Consider the following 17,522-nt stretch of genomic DNA (forward strand, 5'->3'; position numbering starts at 1 on the left):
AAATTTGAGCCCGCCCTGCTAGCGCAGCCGCCGCAGCCAATAGGCCGCAGCCAGCAAAAGTGCCAACCCAATTGCTACGTTGCGTTGCGTTGAACCGGGCGGGCCATCGTAGTGTGCAGTAATCGTGTGTTCGCCAGCAGCCAATCGAACCTGCATTCGGCCATCCGGCAACAACTGCTCTTCGATGGTCGTTGCGGCCAACGCCAAACCGTCCACCTGTACTGACCAGCCTGGCAGGTAGATTTGCTGGATCACCACCACACCCGGATTCGTGCCTGCGAAGCGGTAGTTGAGCGCGTGCGGCGAATGCCCGGGCTGGGGGCGCCCCCGCCAATGCGGTGAGTCACTGGTCATCCAATCCAATGTGGACCGGTTTGAAAACAGGTCAACTCCTAAATTTCCAGTCAAGGCCGCACGGTGTCTCGCCAGTTGTGCTTCACATGTTGGACTGACAGGCGTATGTCGTGCCGTTTCGAGCGGATTTTTGGCGAATCTTGCCGGCAACCACTCCCTGGCGTCCAGAGTAGCCAAATTCGTGTAGGGTCGGGCCAGGCTGGGATAGATCTTGATGCAGTCGAGTTGCGCACCGGCAACGGGCTCGCCTAACACGTCCAGTGCGCGAAAGTCATGGTACTTCCATGCCGACCAGGTCAGCGCCAGCAGTCCGAGCGTCAAGCCCAGCCACCGCAGGACCGGGTAGCGATTGCTGCCTTGCCAAAAGCCAAGCGCACAAACCACCTGTAGCGCGGGCGCAAACACCGCCAGCCGCCAGGGAAACTGCATCAATGAAAAGGGGTAAAGATGCCAGAACCAGCCGCCGGTCGGCAGCATGGCGAGAAAAAGTACAAGGTAGACCAGGCCTGCGGCGCGGATCAAAGGGTGTCCACGACCTTGCCAGGCACCGAACAAAGCCAACGCCACAAAGGGTGCGGCCAGAAATGCCTGGTCGTCAAACAGCAGGTCAGACAGAGAGGAGACGTTGCGCCAGGTCTCCCAGGCGCCGGTCGAAGCGATCTGGGCATTGACCAGAGGCTTGAGTTGCGCAACCGTGAACCAATAGGGCGAAGCCAGTGCCAGTGCCAGCAACAGGGCACCGCCCAGTTCAAAGACGCTGCGCAGTCTGACCGCCAGCGGTGCTTGGTGCTCGGTACCGGCCAGCGTCAGTAGACCCAGCAGAGCGACGACCAATGGCAAAAATAGCACTGCAATCGGGTGGCTATAAAAGCTTGCCGCAAGGACCAGTGTGAGGCCGCTCCAGCACAGCGCCCGTCTCCCCATACCCATTGTTGCGCGCTGTACTGGCGCCAGCAGGCACCAACTCCAGTGCAGCACCCATGGCAACAGTTGAATCACCATCCATTCACTCAAATCACCGCGCACATACAGGTTGAAGTGAACATAGGGCGCCGCCTGAAACAACACCACAAGGGCCAGAGCGGGGAGGCGGTCCACAAAAGTCCGTGCAAGTCGGTACGCACCAAGCCCGCCAATGAGGCACAGCGTACCCAGTGTCAGCAATTGACGCCATAGCAAGTCGTCAGTCAGTACGGCCAGCAAGCTGTTGAGGAAGAAATAGCCGGGTTGGTAAAAGACGAACTCGGGATAGCCGTATCCGGCATTGAACTCGGGTAGCCAGCGCGGATACCAAATGCCGGCGGCCATTGCCTCCTGAAAGTGACTCGACAACACCGCGTAGCGGAAGTAGTCGTGGACGTCTGGCAGCACCGGGTTCAATAGGTTCGACCAAAGCGGCAGCAAGGACAGTACGGGCAGTGCCGCCCAAACGCCAAGCGTCAGCCAATTCCAACGCCTTGCAGGGGTGACGCCAAACGCGCGGGCACCCGTTTGCATGGCGCCCGCGCCAAGCGTCTGGAACAAGGGCATGCCTGCTGTCAACCGCTGCGTTGCGTGGTGAGGTTTCCTCGACTCCGCGCCACGCGCGAGCCCTGCATTGTGTTCGGCTTCATTCATCGGACTTGATCAAGTGGCTGGGATTTGGGGGTGGCTGCAGTCTTCTGGCTTGCGAGAGCAGCGCAGCCGCGACACCCGCCCCGCTGCGAACAGCGGCGGGATCGCGAGTGCGCTTGGTACGGAGCCTGGGCGCGAGGTCAGCGGGGCATGTAGCAGGTGCCCGCGGCAATGGCCGCCGTGACGGCATTGGCCGTGCTGGCCGCATTGGGGTAGGCCGAAGGGGTGGCCGTGTCCTCAAGCAGGCACAGGTGGTTGCCCCTGCGCACCAGCACCACCGGCATGGTGGGGAAGGTCATGCCGTCGCGCACGCCCCAGTAGGCCGAAATGTCGGTGGCGATCTCCTGGCGTGACTGGGTCACCGTGAACCCGCCCACCAACGGGCCTGTCATGGTGGTGCCCACGCCGGTGCACTGCGCATTGCGGTAGCTCACCCCGCCCGCGCCCACATTCACAAAAACGGGCCTGCTCTGCGAGATGCGCCAGCCGTTCTTCAGGCCGATGCCACCCGGCCCCGGAAGGCACTGGTCCTGCTCCCAGAAGCCGGTCACGGAGCCCACAATTGCGCAGCTCACCTGCACCGTGTCCACCGCGGCGGCAGCGACCACGCCCGTGCCATTGCGCACCACGCAGCCCGTCCCCACGGGGGTGGACTTGACCGTGACGGCATAGGCCGCGCCAGCGGCCAGCGGCGTGGGAAAGGTAAAGCCGCCGTCCGCGCTGAGGGGCAAGTCCTGGCCCCCGCTGGTCAGCACCACGATCACCCCGGCCGGAATGCCGCCGATGGTGCCGCCCAGCGTGTTGCGGTCGCCTGGCAGTTGCACGCATTCGACCTGCACCAAGGGGGTGTTGGCGGCCAGTGTGCCCGCGCCCAGCGCCACGGTGCACCGCTGGCCGGTGGGCTGGGTCTTGACTGTGACGGCATAGCTGCTGCCCAGTGGCCAGCTGGCCGCCGTGCGCACGACGCCATTGGCGCCCACGGTGAAGTCATCCAACCCGTTGTTCTGCAACACCACGCTCTGGCCCGCTGCCAGCCCGGTGACCGACACGCCCAGCGTCTGGTAGGTCGGGTCGGGCGTCGGGGCTGGCGCAGGTGCCGGGTCGTCACCGCCACCCCCACCGCAGCCGCCCAACAGGGCGGCTGTGAGGCCCAGGCTCAGGCCCAGGGGCGCGATGCGCCGCACAGCACGGGCTGACCACAGTGGCATGGGACGGGGGGCAGCGCGCGGCGCCAGGGATGGAACGGACATGCAAGTCATCCTCGCGATGCGGTAGAGGCTCACAGTGCATGGCATGCCCCGGCTCCACCTGGTTGGTGTTGCGAGCCAGTGTGCAGGCGAATGGCTTTCACAGCGCGTGACGCCGGTCACCACCTTTGCCAGAGCCCGGCGTTCCACCGCATGCCGCTGCAAGGCCCGTTCATCGACCGCGCGCGAAATGCAGCCGGCCCACTGCAGTGGCCCGCCGTGGGGACGGACGCCAGTGGGTGCACCACTGGTCGCCTTGCGCGTCGGCTCGCTACGAGCGGCGATGGACAGATCAGGCGGTTCAGGCGGTTCAGGCCAAGGTGCCGGCGGGCACGCCAATGGTGACCGTACTCCGAAAGCGTTTGCCAAACTCGATCATGGGTTGCTCCACGGTGGAATACAGCCCGACGCTCAGCAGCAGGGTGGCAACAATGACGGCGAGGTGGGCATCCGCACCGGTCCATTGCAGATTGACATAGACCACAACCATCACCTTTGCGTGGACGAGGTACAGCGAGTAGGAGATCTTGCCGATGTAGCGCACCAGCGCGTCCTGAACAGGCGGCAGCCTGAGCAACAGGATGAACACGCCGGCCAAGCCCACCGCGGCGAGTGGCTGCGGCGCAAAGCCAACGAACCCCTGCCACGGTGACCACAGCACGACAAGCAGCAGCGTTACAGGCCACAGGATGCCGCTGGGAATACGCCAGAGCACCCGCTCGTACCGGTAGATCACCGTGCCCAGCACGAAGAAGTACAGATAGCCCACGATGTTGGACTTGATCAGCGCGAGCTGTAGCGCCGGTGAGAACTCCACGCCGACGCTACGTGCTTGGCCAAGGTACAGGAAGTCCAGCGCTCCGGCGTCGGCAGCCTTGATCCAGCCGACGGACAGCAGCGTGGTGAAGGCCAGCACACCCAGCCAGAAATGCCGCCAGCGCGCACGGTGTGCCACCACAGCCAAAACGACCACGATGCCATACCAGAAGAGCTCCACCGTGAGTGTCCACCCGACATGCACACGATCGAAAAACAGGCTACTCAGCACGGACAGTTGCTGCAGGTTCAGCAGGTTCAACAGGAAATGCGGGTACTCATTGAACATCAACTGGCGGAACTCCGGCACCGCCGTCATCTCGATGAGCACGATGTTCCCGAGGACAACCCAGTACACGGGGAAAATGCGAAAGAACCGTGCCTTGGCATAGTCGCCCAGGCTGTTGCGCTCGGCGCTCTGGATGATGAGGTAGCCAGAGATCACGAAGAACAGCTGCACGCCAATACCACCGCCGTGGCGACCGAACAGCGGCACCGGAATGCCGGAGTAAATCGAGAAGTGGTGCAGGGCAACCGAAAGGATGGCGCAGGCGCGCAGGACGTCGATGTTGTTGTCGTGTTTTACCAATTGGAGTGCTCTTCAATGCATGAAGAATTCATGCTCAAAGGGGGTGTCTTCCTCGAGCCAACGAGGTGTGCGAACGTCCGGCTCTGGCCGGTTGCCGCCATGGCAGCAGTGGACCGGTGTGGGCCCGAAGCGCAGTAGGTCTCTCTGGATAGCAGACGTTCAACTACGGCGTCCGCGGGCAGGCACCAGCCGGGCAGGGTGCGCCGGGGGCCGGCCAGCGCACGCCGGGCCGCCCCCCCCGGCCGGCCTGTCCCCGGTGCCTCAGTTGGGCACCTTCTTGAAGCACCCTACCGCCTTGATGGCCTCGTCCGTGTCCTGCTCCACGCTGGCGATGGTTGGGTAGTCCTTGACGGGGGCGGGCTGGTTGAACGGCTTGCGCGGCAGCTGGCACAGGTAGGGGCCTTTGCGCGCCCACACCACGCGCCGGCTGCCGGTGCTGTTGGTCTGCGTGCCCCAGAAGGCGGTGAGCGAGCCGCTGGTCTCCTGGCGGTCGAAAACGAGGCTTTCCGCCGGCTGGCCGGCCAGCGCATCGCCGCCGGAGTTGCAGAACGAGAAATACCTGGTCACCGAGCCCTGGGTAACGATGAAACGCAACTCTCCTTCACGCACAATGTTCAAATACTCTCGCGTGGTGAGGTCGAAGCCCTGGAAGCAAGACTCGGCAGCCCAAGCGCCCTCGGGCGCAGCCTGGGGCAGGCCGGTGCAGGTGACCTGCACCGAGCGCACGTCGCTGCTGCCCACCGTGCCGCTGGCGTTGGCCACGCTGCAGGTCTGGCCGGCCGGCTGCGTCTGCACCTGCACCGCGTAGGGGGCGCCGCTGGCGACCGCCGTGTTGAAGAGAAAGCGCCCCTCAGCGGTGACGGTCAGGTTGTCGCCCTGGTTGTTCTGCAGCACCAGCGGGCTGCGCGGCACCAGGCCCGTGACCACGCCGCTCAGGTTGCGGGCGCCGGCGGGCAGGCTCGCGCAGGCCACGGACACGTCGGTCATGTTGGCTTGGCCCACGAGGCGCGTTGGCTGCGTCACGCTGCAGCGCTGGCCTTCGGGGTGCGAGGCCACGGTGACGACTGCAATGCTGGACCTCTCGAAGCGGCGCCCCATCACGAAGCTGCCGTTGGCGGCAACGGTCAGGTCGTCTGCGCCCTGCACCTGCAGTACCAGGTTGCGCCCCTCGCCCAGGCCTGCGACGGTACCTCCCACGGTGTAGCCGGTGGCGGGCGGCGTGACGGGCGGCGGGGTCACCGGCTCCGCATCGCCATCACCGCCACCGCATGCCACCAACAGCAACAGCGGCAGTGCCGCCAGCGCCAGGCGGGCCGCAGGTGCACGGCCACTGCGGGGGTGCTGTTGACGCTGGCGCGGGGCGCGCGAAGGGCTGGACATTGGGGGGGCGATGGTGGTCGTCACTGGCATGGTCGAAACCCTCTCGGTTCAAATGATAAAAAAGACAGCCCACCTGTGCAGCGCGCGCAGCAGTGCGGCGGTGCAGTGCGGTCCGCACGCAAGGGTGGGGCTGTACCGATCTTTGTCGAAGAAAGGGGATTCGTCGGTGTCGGGTGTCACAAGATGGTGCGCCCACCCATTTGGGTGAGGCTGGGCGATGGACGGGCCAGGCCCGCGCGGCGGCCGTGGTGCGTGCGATCTCTGGACGACTTTTTTTCGGGGCCGCCCTCTGCACTGCCCCGCGGGGGTGGACAGCAGGTGAACCTTCGCTTCCGGCCAGAAGCAGCCTTTGGTGGCAAATTAAAGCGGACGTTCAACGGGAACATGAGTCGCAGGATGTCGGTCTTGACCGTTTTGTTGGGCCTCACCATGCCGCTCCAAACAACGCAGTCTTCGAGTGACTGCACTGAAGAGTGTTGCGGCTGAGCCTTCCGTCAACGACTCCCAAAATGCACATACACCCGTCACTGATTTTGACGGTCGCATCGTTTGCGGCCGAGTGCATGGACAAATTGCTTTGCGTCACGATGGCTTGTACTTGGGACATCTCCATGCCGTCAGCAAACTGTGCACAGGTTAGGACCATCCGCTCAGAAGGTCTTGGACGAAGACTCGGAAAGAAGTCTTCCAAGACCGCATACGAGAAGCCAACGACCAGGAGCGCCAAGACTCCGTGCAGCCACCATTTTTGCAAGAACTTCACTGTGAGGTCCAACGTTTAACATGTGAGGCGGCGCCCGGCTTGCCGGGTGACATCCTCTCAATGGAAGGATTAGGCGTCGGCTTTCGATAGAACATAGGCAATGCGCTGCTTGTCGAAGGCGATCCAAGACGTCCTTCCTTGAAGCATGGCTCCTTGAAGCTCGGCGAGCTTTAGCGTCATCTTCAGGAAATCGACCCACGGCATTCCGACATAGCCATCCTTCAGTGAAGGGTGCGACGGTAGCGTCGCGGCTGAAGACCAAGTTCCGTTACTTGGAATGGTGACGCTCTTCATCACAAGCCGATCGCTGGCTTGAGTTGTGTATGAAACGCCGGGCTTGGCAAAGGAAGGGATTGACGTGGGATCGATTCCGGCAAAAACGTCCCGACCAACCATCATCGTGTACAGAAGATGGAAATCGGAATCACGTTGGTGTTCTGCAATGTCAAAGATTAACTGCTCGAGATCGCGCGGATCTTTCTTCCCCGTCTTTCTTAGAAATGCAAACACGCGTATCTCCGGCGCCTAACCCACTAAGCCGCAGGCCATATCTGGCGCTTGCGGTTTAAGTGGGCACGTAGACAACGCTGCAAGTGGCCTGAAACCTAGCTTTACGGCATGTTTTCTGCATAAAAGTACAGTACTAAATTCAGTCATGCCCCCCCGCTCCTCCTGTATTGCGCACCACACGGTTTGCTGGGTCAGGTCCCGCGAGTGCATTCGTTAAAAACACTATAGCTTGCACGGAGTTGGGCCGCTACATGGTCTGTAGCTCATTGGATGACCGCTTTGCGCACATTAGCTGAAAGACTGCTTCGGGCCCGTAGCAGTCGGTCGATAACATCGGATGCAACACCTGCTAGCGGTCGTTAGCTGAGAAACCATTTGCACGGATCTCCATAGCGTTGCCAACAAGATATTTGCGGCCGTCTTCCTCTGCTCGCTGCAAGTAGTCATTCAGCTTTGACGAAGCTGTATCTTTTAATGCCCATAGCGCAGCGATGCGCTGGTACTCATGGCCAGTCTGCCAAGCGCGCTCCGCAAACGATTCAGTCAAGGCGGACTTCAATTGGCTCAGTGCAAGGAGGGCGCGTCGGCTTACGTACTCGACGTCGTCTTGCACAAACCTGATCAGTAGCGCTTCCGCCTCCCGCTTGTGCTCGTGTAGCTCTCCCAACTTTGCTGCTATCTGCCACTTGGCATCAATCTCAACTGAATGGATGGCTCGAGCGGCAAGGGTTAAAAGCGCGTCGCTTCTACCCAAAAATTGATCGGCAATGTCTTCAATTTCGTTATCGCGTGCTAGCGCATAAAGGAAATCGTCTGTCACGGCGTTGCCCCAGTTCACCGCGGGTACTGTTTCAATCAAGTATTTGGCAGCGGCCCTGAAGCGTTGCCAGTCCGGGTAATCACACTCCCATTCACCTGACCTCGCATCAAGGGGAATTACCGTCGCCCACTGCTTAAAGCGCATGACCTCATCGTGAAGGAATGATGTAGCGTCCATGGTGCGGATTGGCGATTACAAGGAGCGAGTAGCCTACCCTAAAGCGGCCACTCGCCATCGTCCGGTTGTGGCCGACAGCGGAAGTCTAGGGCCAGTTGACACTGATTTCGGGGTCGCGAAGGCCCTAGCCCGCTCGCCAGCTTTCCCTTGAGACGCTTTGGTCAGCCAATTGCGGACCTCGGCTCGCAGAGCCTATTCCTGTGTCCACGGCGCCGAGGCCGCATGCACGCACCGCGGCCCGGCGGGCTGCACCCTTGAGTGGACCTCGTCGTCAATGGATCGTCCCCGGCCAGTTCCTGGCGCCGTGCATATGCTTCGCTTCGCTGACCAGCGTTTTTGGGTGATACGGCGCGCTGGGGGCGCCAGCTAGACTTCCGCAATCGGCCTGGCGCGGAGCCAGCCCGGGCTCGACGAGTGACTGCATCCGCTGCTGCATTGCAGTCCCTGCGTCAGGAGTTATGCAGGAATTCGTTCACGAGTCTTGCGATCTCCGCCGGAGCATCTTCCAGGCTGTAGTGACCAGCGCCCGGCAACCGGTAGATCTGTGCCATAGGAAAGAGCTCCGTAAACAACGGCAGGAAGTGTGTCGCTGCGAGCGTACGATCAGCATCGCCCCAGATGGCCAATGCCGGCTTGGCGCTCAGCGCGAGCCTTGCCGTGACGTCTGGCGACTCGAAGCGGTGCATGCCGGTAGCAAAACCCCCGGCCCATCCAATCGCGCCCAGGCAATCCTCGGGTGCCTTGAAGCGTCCGCCATAGGCCCGCAGCCAAGCGTCGCTGATCACCGCGTGGTTCTCGAAGCCGTTGAGCTTCAGTGTGCTGAGCATATTGAATCCCAGCTCGCCTAATACGCGCTCCAGGCGTCCCTCCGCGTGAGCCTGCGCTATCCACTGGAACCACGGCGAAGACTGCGCGTTGGCGGCCAGTCGACCCCCAAGGCTGGCCTGGCCGAACGGCGTCGGGCCGTTGATGGAGATGACGCGCCGGATGCGATCGAGATGCCGCGCAGCAAAGCCCATGCCCACCGGCCCTCCGAAATCATGCATCACCAGTGTGATGTGCCTGAGGTCCATCCCCAGGACGAAGCGTTCCAGGTTGTCGATGTGATCCTGCAGCCAGTAGCTGCGGTCAGGCGGCGTCGCGCTCTTGCCGAAGCCCATGTGGTCGGGCACTACCACGCGGTGCGTGCCGCTCAGTGCGTTGATCAGGTGCCGAAACAGGTAGCCCCAGGTGGGCTCGCCGTGTAGGCACAGCACAACGTCGGCGTGAGGTTCGCCTTCGTCGACGTAGTGCATTCGGAAACCCGGCGCTTCGCTGAAGCGTGGGGCAAAAAGAAAAGTTCCATCGAAGGTGTCGTCAAAGGCGTGCATGGGAATCCGATGTTGTACCGACTGACGCAAAACGCAGCCAGAAAGTTTGGTTGCAAAATGAAACCATGCGTTTGTACTTGATTTGGTCTTATGATGCAACCGTGCAGCATTTTTGTTCTGCGATGACAGTCAAGCTGTACTGGTCGAACCGATAACGAATCATGGTCAAACGCACAAGCCACAGAGACGCGGGGTGCGCGCTGGCGCGCCCTCTTGATGCGATCGGCGACGGATGGTCGCTCCTGATCGTGCGAGATGCCTTCGACGGGCTGCGCCGTTTCAGCGAGTTTCAGCGCAGCCTCGGACTGGCTCGGAACATCCTGACGACGAGGCTTCGCAATCTCGTGGACCACGGCATCCTGCAAATGGTTGCCGCGGCTGATGGCGGAGCCCATCGTGAGTACGCCCTGACGGAAAAGGGGCGCGGGCTCTTCCCTTTGATGGTGGCGCTGCGTCAATGGGGCGAGGACTACTTCTTCGAAGGCGACCGGCCAGGCGCGATGCTTGTTGACCAAAAAAGTGGCCAAGCGCTGCGGCGACTGGAGGTCCTGGCACAGGATGGCCGCCCCCTCAGTGCCGATGACACGGTGACCAGGGCCGAGGATTGATTTGGCCGGGCTTGCGGCGCGACGGCTGCTCTGCAGCGCCAGCTGCCGCTCGACTCCGACAGCTCCCAGTGTCGGGTTTCAGGCAGCCATTTCGGCAGGGGGAGTGACTGCGGTGGGTCGATGGCCGCCGTTGGCCGAGCCCGACGCGATTGGCAGCTCACAGCCTGGTGCGGTCGTCGACTATCGTGCTCACAGGGGACTCCAAAATCTACGTCAGTTCACTCCGCTCGCCGCAGATTGGGCAAATGACCAGCTTGGCATATCCGGTCAACGTGTGTCCGCAGTGTCCGCCTTCTTAAGAAGGCTCCGGATCGTCTTACATCCGCGCTTTGGGATCGACGGATGGTGCGATCAGCAGGACTTTCCCACTGACTGGGCGCCGGAAGGTTTGCGCCTCTATGAAAGCGATGAAGTCGAGCCAAGCGATATCGGGCTTCCTGCCACTCAGGCCGGCTGACACTTGCAACTCGCAATTCCAGCGCACGCGCGAGGATCTGCACGAACTCATCCTCCGGAACCTGGACAAGGGCGTCAACGAGTGAATTGGTTCGCATTGAATGTCCGCTTCTGGCCGGCAGCAAAAGTCTAGCCCACCGCCTCAATCAGCATCAATGCAGCCGGCCGTTTACTGCCGCCTGCTTGCAGTGCCGAACCCTGTGTCTACGGTGTCGACCCCCATGTCCGGCAGAGCCGAAATAATGCGCAGGCTCCCGGCCATGGGTCGCGTCAATGCCGCCCCAGGGAGGCAGAAGGCGGCTCCCCGAACCGCGCGCGGTATCTGGCCGCAAACATGCCCAGGTGGGCGTCGCCCCAGGCCTCGGCCACATCGCGCACCCTCGCGCCCTCGGGGGCGGCCAGCAGTTCTGCACGGACACCATGGAGCCGGGCTTCCCGCACCGCCTGCATGGGCGTGCACTGGCGGTACTCGCGAAAGGCGGCGTTCAAGGTGCGCACGCTGACGCCGGCGCAGCGCGCCAGCTCGCTCAGGGTCGGCGCCCGTCAGGCGTGGCGAAAGTGAAAGCACAGCGGGCGGCCGGCCATGAGCGGGGCCACCCGCTCCGCCGGGTCGGCATGGAACTGCGGCCCCCGGCCCCAGCCCGCGAACACCTCCACCACGCACACCCCATCGACCTCGCCCGACAGCCGGTTGTGGGTGGATGAGAACTGCAGGAATTTCGACGCCTGGATGCGCTCCACCAGGTCTGCCAGGGTGGCCTCTTCGTGCAGGGCGTACACGGCCTCCAGCGGGCCTGCCTGGTCATCGGCGGAACAGCACGCCTGCCGGGCCACCGTGACCTGCAGGGCCGCGCCAGCGAGCTCAGGCCTGAACAGCCGCTTCATTGCAGAAAAGCGCAATCTTGTTCCCCACCGGGTCGCGGACATAGGCGACAAAGAAGTTCTTGCTGTACGCGGCGCGAAAGCCGGGCGGGCCCTCGTCGCTGCCGCCGGCAGCGATCGCCGCCGCATGGACCTGGCGCACGCTGTCGTGCGAGCCGGTGCGAAACGCCGCCATCGACCCGTTGCCCACGGTCGCAGGCTGGCCATCGAACGGCGGCTTGACATAGACCACGCAAGGGCCGCTGCCACCGGCCTGGGGCGGCAGCGTGAACTCCAGGCCTTCGGGATCGACCCGCTTGCGGTAGCCCAAGGGCAACAACAGAGCGGTGTAGAAGCGCTCGGATGCCTGCATGTCATTGGCGCCCAGGGTGATGTAGCTCAGCATGGCGGTGGGAGTCTCCGGTAAGGTCGAGAGGATACGGATGGGTGCACAACAGGCCTGCGCACGCGCGCAGGGTTCACTCCAGCGGAAAGCGCTCGCGCCAGAACGCCTGCAGCCGCGGCTCATTGTCCACGCGCCGCACCACAGGCGCCATGCGCGGCGCCGCAGCATAAAAGCGCTCGCGCCAGGGGCCAAAACGTGACACGACGGTGACATACAGGTCCAGCACTGTCAATTCTTCGCCCAGCAGGTAGGTGCCACCAGGGCTCAGTTGGCCGTCCATGTGGGCCCAGCAGAAGGCGATGCGCTCGTGCACGGCGTGGACCACGTCGTCACGCGCCGATTCGGGCGCACCGATGCGGCCCACGTCCGGCTTGATCCAGTGCAGTGAATAAATGGCAGATGAGACGTACACCATCCACCGCAGGTACTGGCTGCGCCGCGGGTCTGCCACGGCGGGGGCCAGACGCGCATGGGGATGCAAATCGGCCAGGTGGATCAGGATGGCCGCGCTTTCGGTCATGACCTCGCCGCCGGGCAGCACCACGGTGGGAATCTGCCGCAGCGCGTTCACCGGCGCCACGCGCTCGCGCGCGGCACTATCGGCCCAGGTCGCGCCATCGACCAGGTCGTACGAAATGCCCAGCAGGGTCAGCGCGGCCTCCACCGCGATCGAGCCGGAGGCGGGCGCGCCATACAGGGTCCAGGGGGTTTCGGTGGATGCCATGGCGGATTCATAGCACAAAGCCCACATCACCCATTTGGGGGCTCTTCAGCAGCACCCTGCACTCCTAGAATCGTAAGCAAAAGAAAGAGCGGGAAACCTGGGAGAAGAAGCGCAGGCGTCCGCGGGCTGGCAGGCAACTGCCGGCCCGCCGGCCGCAGTAACGTGGCAGCGATGGCACGGCACCGGGCGCAGCAATAAAAAAATACATCAAATCCACTGGCAGCCATGCCGGTGGATTTTTTTCTTTGGGGCGCGGCAAACCCATCGGCCTCTTCATCCACCGGCGGCCCCGGCTGGCAGGGCCGGCCTGCGTGCTTTGGCACAATGGCGGGTTCTGAGCCGGCCCTGCGGCAGCCCGCCGCCCCGCTCCTGCCGTCCCTTCCCCTGCACGCAAGATCCTGGATCCAGCCACCCATGATGAAAAAGCACGCCCTCTTCCCAGCACTTCCAGCACTCTCAGCCTTCCCAGCCCGCCCCCTGCTTGCGGCAACTGCCGCTGTGCTTGCGCTGTCTGCCCAGGCCTACGCGCAGAGCCCGGCCAAGCCCGCGGCGCCCAATGCCAGCACCGCAGCAGCCAGCGGATCCAGCACAGGTGCCGCCGCAGGCGCCAGCACGCCCGCCCAGCAGGCCGAGGCGTTTGCCAACATCTTCGCCACCACCTGCGCCAAGTACGCGTCCAGCCTGGGCGCGCTGCGCACCAAGCTGGCGCCGCTGCCCACCATGCCGGCCGACAAGGCCGCGTACTTCCTGCAGGGCCAGCCCGGCAAGGTCTGGCCGGTGCCGGACCCGCATGGCAGCTTCGTGGTCGCCATTCCTGACGACAAGAACCTGTGCGCCGTGTATGCGCACCGCACGGGCGTGCCGCAGACACTGGCCTGGTTCAAGAAAATGGCGGGCGAGGCGCCCGTGCCCATGGTGTCGCGCCAGGTGCAGGACTCCAAATCTGCCAGCCCCCAGAACGGCACGGCCCACACCATCGCTTTCGAATGGGCGGCGCCCGACAGCACCAAGCGCGTGCTGTACAGCCTGACCACGTCGGCCTCGCCCACGGCCGACCTGCAGGGGCTGGCCAGCGTGACCTTCGCACCCTGATGCCTGCCGCCATGCAAGGGCGGCCACCCGCAGGGACCGGCGGCCTGGAACACCACCGGGCCGCCGCAAAGCACCATGCCGCCCTGCACCACTGGCTGACCCCCTGCGTGGACACGCTGAGCACCCACTACCGGGCCGCGACGGCCAGCGCATGACGGCGCCCTGCCCGCACTGCGGCACCACCACCATCGCCTTCACCCCGGTCGAGGCGCAGTTCGAAGCCGTGGTGCGCGCGCTCGCCAATGGCTCCAAAACCCTGGCCGCCGGCGAGTTCAGGTACTTCGCCCAGTGCACCGACGCCGAGGCCACGGCCTGGGTGGCGCACCTGCTGCACTGCGCCCACGCCTGGCCCCAGGCCGGGGCGGACGAAGCCGTTCTTGCGCAGGTGGAAGCCGCCTTTGCCGGCGTGGACAAGCCCGATCACTTCACCGACCGCACGCACTGCGACGAGTGCCGCGAGCACGACGACACGCTGCGCGCCCGCACGCGCGGCACCTTGCGCCGCCAAGACCTGGGCAACGCGGGCTGGGACCCGATCACGTTCTCCAGCGCCGACGGCATCGGCTACTTCTTCCCCGCCCTGGCGCGTTTTGCGTTGCTGCCCGACGTGTGGCCCCAGCACAGCTGGTATGCAGACCAGTTGGTATTGCACCTGGCCTGGGACGGCAGCGACAACCGCTTGCTGGCCTGGTGCAACCCGGCGCAGCGCAGTGCCGTGCATGCGCTGCTGGCGCACCTGGCGGCCACGCGCGGGCAGGCGGCGGTACATCACCAATTCGACGAGGAACTGCAGGCCGCGTTGACGGCGTGGCAGCCGCCCTCGGCATGACGCCCGGCAAGGCTGCTGCACCGGCGCTAGGGTTGCGGTGGAGAACGCGGAAGGGCGGACACAATATGCGTTCCATTGTTGACAAGGATTTCCGATGACAGGTGTGGTGCTGGGCAAACCCAACTTCGAGGCCCTGAGTGCGGCCGAATTCACGAAGCTGCTGAACGCGCTGATCAGCGCCGGCTACGTGTCCCTCGACACCCTGCGCCCACAGATCGATGCCTTCTTCAAGAGCGACCTGACCAACAGCCCGCGCACGCCCGAAGAAGACGCCCAGGTGGACCCCGACATCGTCGGCGACCACTTCTACGACCTGTTCCAGACCATCACCTTCCGCACGGTGGACGAGGTCGTCACGCACTACCAGACCTACCAGAACCGCTCATTGCCTTTTGCGACGGATCTGTACGACTGGTCCACCATCGAAGGCGACTACGGCTACAAGCTGGCCCGGCCCGCCGGGCACCCGGTGCGCAACCTGATGGAGTTGGTCATCGACGCAGCCCGCGAAGGCAATGCCCTGCTGAAATGGGAGAACGCGCCCATGCCCGAGGTGTCGTTCATGTGCCTGTGCCAGTTCGGCATCTTCATCAACCTGCGGCCCTGCCCGCCGCGCATGGCGGAACTCATTCCCCGGCAGCCCCGCTATGCGCAGGTGCGCGAGCTGCTGGCGGGGGTGTTCGGCGTGGCTCCGCAGATCTACGCCCAGGACGAAGCCTGAGCTGCCGTTCGCTGCGATGGCAGACGAGGCAGGGGCCAGCCAAGGCGTTCTTCAACCCCTGGCTGCGTCCGCCATGTCCCGGTCCAGCAGGCAGTCGATGAAGGCGCGCAGCGGCGCAGGGCTGTGGCGCCGGCTCGGGTGGTACAAAAATAGCCCCGGCCGGGTGATGGACCAATCGGCCAGCACCTGCACCAGCTCCCCGCGCGCCAGGTGCGCATCCACGCGCTCGCGGTCGAACGCGTAGGCAATGCCCAGGCCCTGCACGGCAGCGGCCACGCCAATGTCCGAATGGTTGGTGGTCACCGGGCCCGCGACGGCAATGTCGTGCCGCTTGCCCTTCTTGGCAAACTCCCAGCGGTAGGCCGTGCCATCGGCCTGCAGCCTCCAGTTGATGCAGGCGTGCCGGTGCAGGTCTTCCGGGCTGTGCGGCGCGCCATGCTGCGCCAGGTACTGCGGCGATGCCACGGCCACCATGGGCACATCGGGCGTCAGGCGCACGGCGACCATGTCCTTCTCCAGCCGGCCGCCCACGCGGATGCCGGCATCGAAACGGCCCGCGACGATGTCGCTCAACTGGTCGTCGACCACGATGTCCAGCACCACGCCGGGGTGCAGGCGGTGAAAGCGCGCAAGCCGCGGCGCAATGACCTGGCGCGCCGCCATGCCCAGGGTGTTGATGCGCAGGGTGCCGCCCGTGCGGCCTGCGGCCGCGCTGGCCTCGGCCACCGCCTCGGCCATTTCGCGCAGCAGCGGCGCCATGCGCCGGTACAGCTGCTCCCCGGTGGCCGTGGGCGCCACGCTGCGCGTGGTGCGGTTGAGCAGCCGGCTGCCCAGCCGGGTTTCGAGCTGGCGGATGGTCTGGCTCAGCGCCGAGGGCGATAAGCCCAGGTGCTCTGCGGCGCGCGCAAAGCTGGCCCGCTCGATGACCGCGGCAAACGCCTTCAGTTCGGCAAATTCGGCTCCACGCATTATGGTTTGCTTTCTACACAGCCCATGAAGATTCTAGGCGATTCACTAATGGATGCAGGGCGCGCATCCTCGGGGCTCAACCACCACCAAGGCACCGCACCATGAGCTCCCTGAACCTCCCCGAACCCATCGCCGCCTACTTCGCTGCAGACGCCCAGGGCCCTCACGCCGTTGCCCGCTGCTTCACCCCACAGGCCATCGTCCAGGACGAAGGCCACACCCACCAGGGCCGCGAGGCCATTGCCGCGTGGAAGGCCGGTGCATCGGCCCAGTACAGCTACACCACCGAGCCCTTTGCGCTGGAATTGCAGGGCGACGGATCGCAGCTCGTCACCAGCCGGGTGGCCGGCAACTTCCCCGGCAGCCCCGTGGACCTGCGCTACCACTTTCGGCTGGAACGTGGCCTGATCGCATCGCTGGAGATCACGGCATGAGCGGCTTCGACCTGCAACTCCAGGGCCTGCGCGCCCTCGTCACGGGCGGCACCAAGGGCACCGGTGCCGCCGTCGTCCAGGGCCTGCACAACGCTGGCGCACGGGTGATGGCCACGGCTCGATCCGCGCCCGCCCAGGGTATCGAAGGCGTGGCGTATGTCGCGGCCGACCTGTCCACCGCCGAGGGCGCGGCCCAGGTCGCGCAGGCCGTGCTCCAGCAATGGGGCGGCATCGACATCGTCGTCCACGTACTCGGCGGTTCCAGCGCACCGGGCGGCGGTTTCGCGGCATTGAGCGACGATGTCTGGCAGCAGGAACTGAACCAGAACCTCCTGCCCGCCGTGCGCCTGGACCGTGCGCTGCTGCCATCCATGCTGGAGCAAGGCTCGGGCGTGGTCGTGCACATCAGTTCCATCCAGCGCCTGCTTCCGCTGCCCGAATCGACCACCGCCTATGCGGCGGCCAAGGCGGCCCTGTCCACCTACAGCAAGGCCTTGTCCAAGGAAGTCACGCCCCAGGGCGTGCGGGTGGTGCGCGTCTCGCCCGGCTGGATCGAGACCGAGGCCTCCGTCGCATTCGCCGAGCGCCTGGCCGAGCAGGCCGGCACGGACTACGAAGGAGGCAAGCGCATCATCATGCAGTCGCTGGGCGGCATCCCCCTGGGCCGGCCCGCCAGGCCGCAGGAAGTGGCGGACCTGGTGTGCTTTCTCGCCTCACCGCGCGCGGCGTCGATTTCCGGGTCGGAGCACCTGATCGACGGGGGGACGGTTCCCACGGTTTAG

The 17,522-nt window shown here is 64.5% G+C and carries 19 protein-coding genes; 7 read left to right on the plus strand and 12 right to left on the minus strand.

The features are described from left to right. Positions 1–18: 18 nt before the first annotated feature. The 7 genes from AC07PF_RS28510 to AC07PF_RS28540 form a co-directional block, all read right to left on the minus strand. Positions 19–1,971: a putative glycosyltransferase family protein gene (locus tag AC07PF_RS28510; RefSeq protein ID WP_494614143.1), complete on the minus strand. Its 1,953-nt coding sequence runs from the start codon at positions 1,969–1,971 to the stop codon at positions 19–21. A gap of 137 nt (positions 1,972–2,108) precedes the next feature. Next, on the minus strand, positions 2,109–3,218 hold the full coding sequence (locus tag AC07PF_RS28515; protein ID WP_494614144.1) for a hypothetical protein: 1,110 nt from the start codon (positions 3,216–3,218) through the stop codon (positions 2,109–2,111). Positions 3,219–3,525: 307 nt separating this feature from the next. After that, positions 3,526–4,620, minus strand: a complete 1,095-nt coding sequence (locus AC07PF_RS28520) for an acyltransferase family protein (RefSeq protein WP_494614145.1) — start codon at positions 4,618–4,620, stop codon at positions 3,526–3,528. Between the two features lie 261 nt (positions 4,621–4,881). Then, complete coding sequence (locus AC07PF_RS28525) at positions 4,882–6,030, minus strand: hypothetical protein (protein ID WP_494614146.1); 1,149 nt, start codon at positions 6,028–6,030, stop codon at positions 4,882–4,884. An 802-nt stretch (positions 6,031–6,832) separates the two neighbouring features. Beyond that, positions 6,833–7,273, minus strand: coding sequence for a hypothetical protein (locus tag AC07PF_RS28530; RefSeq protein WP_494606406.1), 441 nt, complete (start codon positions 7,271–7,273; stop codon positions 6,833–6,835). 349 nt (positions 7,274–7,622) lie between these two features. Next, entirely contained in the window at positions 7,623–8,270 is a 648-nt protein-coding gene (locus tag AC07PF_RS28535) for a HEAT repeat domain-containing protein (protein WP_494606408.1), read from the minus strand. A gap of 449 nt (positions 8,271–8,719) precedes the next feature. Then, a complete protein-coding gene (locus tag AC07PF_RS28540) occupies positions 8,720–9,640 on the minus strand; it encodes an alpha/beta fold hydrolase (protein WP_494606409.1) in 921 nt (306 codons plus the stop codon). 161 nt (positions 9,641–9,801) lie between these two features. On the opposite strand from AC07PF_RS28540, the gene AC07PF_RS28545 reads away from it, so the two are divergent. Then, positions 9,802–10,248 (plus strand): winged helix-turn-helix transcriptional regulator, encoded by a 447-nt coding sequence (locus tag AC07PF_RS28545; RefSeq protein WP_494614147.1) that lies wholly within the window; start codon positions 9,802–9,804, stop codon positions 10,246–10,248. A gap of 726 nt (positions 10,249–10,974) precedes the next feature. Here AC07PF_RS28545 and AC07PF_RS28550 read toward each other — a convergent pair. From AC07PF_RS28550 to AC07PF_RS28565, 4 genes are all read right to left on the minus strand, one after another. Further along, positions 10,975–11,235, minus strand: a complete 261-nt coding sequence (locus AC07PF_RS28550; protein ID WP_494614211.1) for a helix-turn-helix domain-containing protein — start codon at positions 11,233–11,235, stop codon at positions 10,975–10,977. Positions 11,236–11,247: 12 nt separating this feature from the next. Beyond that, on the minus strand, positions 11,248–11,589 hold the full coding sequence (locus AC07PF_RS28555; RefSeq protein WP_494614148.1) for a hypothetical protein: 342 nt from the start codon (positions 11,587–11,589) through the stop codon (positions 11,248–11,250). Beyond that, positions 11,567–11,971, minus strand: coding sequence for a VOC family protein (locus AC07PF_RS28560; protein ID WP_007852419.1), 405 nt, complete (start codon positions 11,969–11,971; stop codon positions 11,567–11,569). The genes AC07PF_RS28555 and AC07PF_RS28560 overlap by 23 nt, the downstream gene beginning before the upstream one ends. A gap of 73 nt (positions 11,972–12,044) precedes the next feature. Next, positions 12,045–12,695 carry a glutathione S-transferase family protein gene (locus tag AC07PF_RS28565; RefSeq protein WP_494614149.1) on the minus strand — a complete coding sequence of 217 codons (651 nt, stop codon included), beginning with the start codon at positions 12,693–12,695 and terminating at the stop codon, positions 12,045–12,047. A 498-nt stretch (positions 12,696–13,193) separates the two neighbouring features. On the opposite strand from AC07PF_RS28565, the gene AC07PF_RS28570 reads away from it, so the two are divergent. The 4 genes from AC07PF_RS28570 (at position 13,194) to AC07PF_RS28585 (ending at position 15,337) form a co-directional block, all read left to right on the plus strand. After that, positions 13,194–13,787, plus strand: coding sequence for an NMCC_0638 family (lipo)protein (locus tag AC07PF_RS28570; RefSeq protein WP_494606418.1), 594 nt, complete (start codon positions 13,194–13,196; stop codon positions 13,785–13,787). Continuing rightward, positions 13,787–13,942 (plus strand): hypothetical protein, encoded by a 156-nt coding sequence (locus AC07PF_RS28575; RefSeq protein ID WP_494614150.1) that lies wholly within the window; start codon positions 13,787–13,789, stop codon positions 13,940–13,942. The genes AC07PF_RS28570 and AC07PF_RS28575 overlap by 1 nt, the downstream gene beginning before the upstream one ends. Beyond that, positions 13,939–14,616, plus strand: a complete 678-nt coding sequence (locus tag AC07PF_RS28580; RefSeq protein ID WP_494606420.1) for a hypothetical protein — start codon at positions 13,939–13,941, stop codon at positions 14,614–14,616. The genes AC07PF_RS28575 and AC07PF_RS28580 overlap by 4 nt, the downstream gene beginning before the upstream one ends. A gap of 94 nt (positions 14,617–14,710) precedes the next feature. Further along, the gene (locus AC07PF_RS28585; RefSeq protein WP_494614151.1) at positions 14,711–15,337 is read left to right on the plus strand and encodes a hypothetical protein; all 627 of its coding nucleotides are present in this window, start codon (positions 14,711–14,713) and stop codon (positions 15,335–15,337) included. A gap of 51 nt (positions 15,338–15,388) precedes the next feature. Here AC07PF_RS28585 and AC07PF_RS28590 read toward each other — a convergent pair whose 3' ends face one another. Further along, positions 15,389–16,306: a LysR family transcriptional regulator gene (locus tag AC07PF_RS28590; RefSeq protein WP_494614152.1), complete on the minus strand. Its 918-nt coding sequence runs from the start codon at positions 16,304–16,306 to the stop codon at positions 15,389–15,391. Positions 16,307–16,407: 101 nt separating this feature from the next. Here AC07PF_RS28590 and AC07PF_RS28595 point away from each other — a divergent pair, with 101 nt between their 5' ends. Together AC07PF_RS28595 and AC07PF_RS28600 are read left to right on the plus strand one after the other, a co-directional pair. Next, a complete protein-coding gene (locus tag AC07PF_RS28595; protein ID WP_494614153.1) occupies positions 16,408–16,740 on the plus strand; it encodes a nuclear transport factor 2 family protein in 333 nt (110 codons plus the stop codon). After that, entirely contained in the window at positions 16,737–17,522 is a 786-nt protein-coding gene (locus AC07PF_RS28600; RefSeq protein ID WP_494614154.1) for an SDR family oxidoreductase, read from the plus strand. The genes AC07PF_RS28595 and AC07PF_RS28600 overlap by 4 nt, the downstream gene beginning before the upstream one ends.

Source organism: Acidovorax sp. GW821-FHT10A04, from assembly GCF_059415825.1.